The following is a 3753-nucleotide window of genomic DNA, read 5'->3' on the forward strand; positions in this document are numbered from 1 at the left end:
AGATGACCTTACGGCTACTGCGCTATATAAAAGTATTGTTTACAACATCGAAAGAAATAAAAACATCGTCAAGCTTCAGGAATCAGAGCAACGTTATGCAGACCTTTTCCAGTCAAGTCCTCAACCTATGTGGGTTTATGATTTGGAAAGCCTGGAATTTCGGAAGGTCAATCAAGCAGCTATCAACCATTATGGATATAGCTACGATGAGTTTATGAACATGTCCATAGCGGATATCCGTCCAAAGGAAGATCTCTCTATGATGTTTGAAACCCTGAAAAAAATGAGGGAGGAAAAGATAGATTTTTTCAGAGGTGTTTTGAACCATCAAAAAAAGGATGGGTCTATTATCAGAGTAGAAGAAATATCCAAACATCTTAGCCTTGGTGATAAAAACAGTTGGTTGGTATTGGCCAATGACATTACTTCTAAACTGAAATACCTTGAAGCCATAGAGACTCAAAATGAAAAATTAAGGGATATTGCCTGGATTCAGTCACACATGGTAAGAGCCCCTTTGGCAAGGCTTTTGGGACTTGTTGAAATCCTTAAAAATGAAAAACTGAGCAGCATTGAGTTGGACGATTTTTTGGACCATATCAAGGAATCTGCACATGAACTGGATAATGTGGTCCGGGATATTGTTGAAAAAGCCCAAAAAATTGATGTTAATAAGACTTAAATTATTCCAATTATATACAAAAAAATAAAATACCTTTATCCTAGTCAGTGCCTCAATTTATTATTATTCAGATATTGGTTGATACTGGATATTTTTAAATATTGCTGAAAAAACTATCGCGTTTTCATTTTAAAATTATTTACGAGTGAGCAGATTATAAAATTTCCTATTTGAATAAAATAGTTGTTTTTATGAAAAAGGTACTTGTACTATTGGCACACCCCAAATACGAACATTCTATCATAAACCAAAATCTGATCAAATCTATCACAGGATTGGAAAATATCCAGGTTCATGACCTCTATGAAATCTATCCTGACTTCAACATTAATGTTCAATCAGAGCAGGAACTTCTTTTCACCTCTGAGATCGTGGTATTCCATCATCCAATTTATTGGTATTCCGCTCCGCCCCTTCTCAAGCAATGGATCGACTTGGTTTTGGAGTTTGGATGGGCTTATGGCCCTGACGGCATTTACTTGAAAAACAAAATCGTCTTCAATTGTGTCAGTTCCGGAGGAACAGATTCCGCTTATTCCAAGCAGGGAAAACACGGTCATACTTTGAGGGAATTTCTTTTGCCATTTGAACAAACCGCCAAACTTTGCCAAATGCGGTATTTGCCACCTTTTCATATTGGTGGAACACATAAAAAGAGCTCAGCTGAACTTCAAAAAGAAAGTCAGGATTATAAAAATCTTTTGAAGTATTTGAGAGACACCAAAGATATCCCCGATCATTTGTACCAATTGGATGAACTGAACCATTTCAAACTTTAACCCATGGAAAACTCTTTTCTTTTTCAAGCTATTATCTATTTGGCAGCCGCCATTATCTGTGTGCCAATAGCTAAAAAACTGGGAATGGGATCAGTCCTAGGCTACCTTTTAGCTGGAATCATCATCGGTCCTTATGTATTGGAATTTATAGGTGAAGAAGGTGAAAGCATCATGCATTTTGCTGAATTTGGGGTGGTTATGATGCTTTTCCTAATTGGATTGGAGTTGGAACCTGCCAAACTGTGGCAAATGAGGGCAATGATAACCCGGATCGGCCTATCTCAGGTGTTGATCACCACTGCTGCATTTTTAGGAATTATGATCATTGCAGGATTTAGCTGGCAGATCTCTTTGGCAGTTTCTATGTCCCTTTCCCTTTCATCCACTGCCATTGTCCTGCAATCGCTTAAAGAGAAAAACCAAATGAATTCCTCAGCTGGAAAAAACTCATTCGCCGTATTATTGATGCAGGATATTGCAGTCATACCTATGCTGGCTATCATTCCCCTATTGACTGTGGCTGGGGATGCTCTTTCTACAGATCATCATGGAAGCCCGATAGAACAGTTTCCAGGATGGATTCAAACACTCTTTGTATTTGGAGCTGTAGGTTTGGTGGTAGTATTAGGAAGATTTGCGTTTGTTCCTGTTTTGAGGATGATTGCCCGAACCAGACTTCGGGAGCTTTTTGTTGCCGCCGCCCTATTGATTGTGGTGGGCATTGCCTTTTTGATGGAAGTAGTTGGACTGAGTCCTGCTTTGGGAACATTCCTTGCAGGAGTGATTTTGGCCAATTCGGAATTCAAGCATGAACTTGAAAGTGATCTTGATCCATTCAAAGGTTTACTGTTAGGGCTTTTCTTTATTGCTGTTGGTGCATCTATCAATTTTGGTCTGATTGGAGAGAAGGCCATCATGATCATTTCCATCACATTGGGCATCCTATTGCTCAAAACTCTGGTGCTTCTAAGTGTAGGGAAATATGCCAAATTGGGATTGGATCAAAACCTGATTTTTGCCATTGGATTGAGTCAGGTTGGGGAGTTTTCTTTTGTGACTTATTCATTTGCCAGTCAGTTGCAGATATTGGACAAACCTACCAATGATATTCTAATGGCTATTACTGCGATCAGCATGACCATCACACCTTTCTTGATTTTATTAAATGAAAAATTAATCCTTCCCAAAGTAGGTACTTTGGAAAAAGAAAAAAAAGAAGCAGATGTGGTGGATGAAAAACACAGTGTCATTATCGTGGGTTTTTCACATTTTGGAAGTACAATAGGAAGATTTCTTCGGGCCAGCGGTATCAAAGCCACTATTTTAGACAATGATTCTGATCGGGTGGATTTATTGAGAAAAATGGGATTTAAGGTCTATTATGGTGATGCAACAAGAGCAGACTTATTGGAAGCCGCAGGAGCACATGATGCCAAAATTCTGATCTCAGCCATTGACAGCCCTGAAACCAATTTTCTTTTGGTAGAAACAGCCAAAAAGCATTTTCCCCATTTGGAATTGATGATCAGGGCAAAAAGCAGGGCAGATGCTTATGAGTTAATGGAAATGGAGGTAGGAAATATATATCGGGAGCATCTTGACAGTTCGATCCGGCTAGCCAAAGATGCCCTGGTAAAATTAGGGTTTAGATCACATACCGTTCACCGCTTGGGACAGAATTTTATCAAATATGACGAAGAGGCACTCAAGGAATTGGTTAAGGTAAAACATGATCAAAAAGAATATATCTCTTCAGTAAGAAGATCAATCGAAATGCAGGAAAAGCTTCTCTCCTCAGAAAGACTCCGAAAATTCACCCTAAATGACCATACCTGGGATTCAGAGGCAATGAAGGGCAAGTGACGAGATTGCCACGTAGCACGAAAGATTATTCAAAATATCAAAGTTTTCACAGTGCTCCTACCAATGAAAGAATTCGGAGCAGCCGTCATGCGTAGGAAGCATCTCACGAGGTTCAGGTAAAGGATGATTTTGACCAAAAGAGTTAAATGTTTTTTCCAGTAATTCAACCGTCTAATTGTACTTCTGGAGATCCTTCGTGCCTACCAAAGACATAGGAGCAGCCGTCATGCTGACGTTAGGAAGCATCTCACGAGGATCAGAAAATGTAAAAATAAACATCAATAGAACCTCTGGAGATCCTTCGTGCCTACCTATGACGTGAACCTTAAAATACCCCTCGGCAAGCTCGGGGAACGGATGATTTGGTTAATTGAGGTGGGGGTTGGGTAAGGCGGCACCGCCGCTTTTACCAACCCCCCCCACCCCACA

3 protein-coding genes are annotated in these 3753 nt (G+C 39.8%); all 3 read left to right on the plus strand.

Annotated elements, in window-relative coordinates; genetic code table 11:
- The coding region (locus ACEW8O_RS10160) for a PAS domain S-box protein (RefSeq protein WP_373494518.1) at window positions 1-682 on the plus strand (682 nt) is incomplete at its 5' end.
- Window positions 683-873: 191 nt separating this feature from the next.
- Window positions 874-1461 carry an NAD(P)H-dependent oxidoreductase gene (locus tag ACEW8O_RS10165; protein ID WP_373494519.1) on the plus strand — a complete coding sequence of 196 codons (588 nt, stop codon included), beginning with the start codon at window positions 874-876 and terminating at the stop codon, window positions 1459-1461.
- 3 nt (window positions 1462-1464) lie between these two features.
- Entirely contained in the window at window positions 1465-3324 is a 1860-nt protein-coding gene (locus tag ACEW8O_RS10170) for a monovalent cation:proton antiporter-2 (CPA2) family protein (protein WP_373494520.1), read from the plus strand.
- The last annotated feature ends 429 nt before the right edge of the window (window positions 3325-3753 follow it).

The organism is Aquiflexum sp. (genome assembly GCF_041749095.1).
In the GTDB taxonomy this organism is placed as follows: Bacteria; Bacteroidota; Bacteroidia; order Cytophagales; family Cyclobacteriaceae; genus Aquiflexum.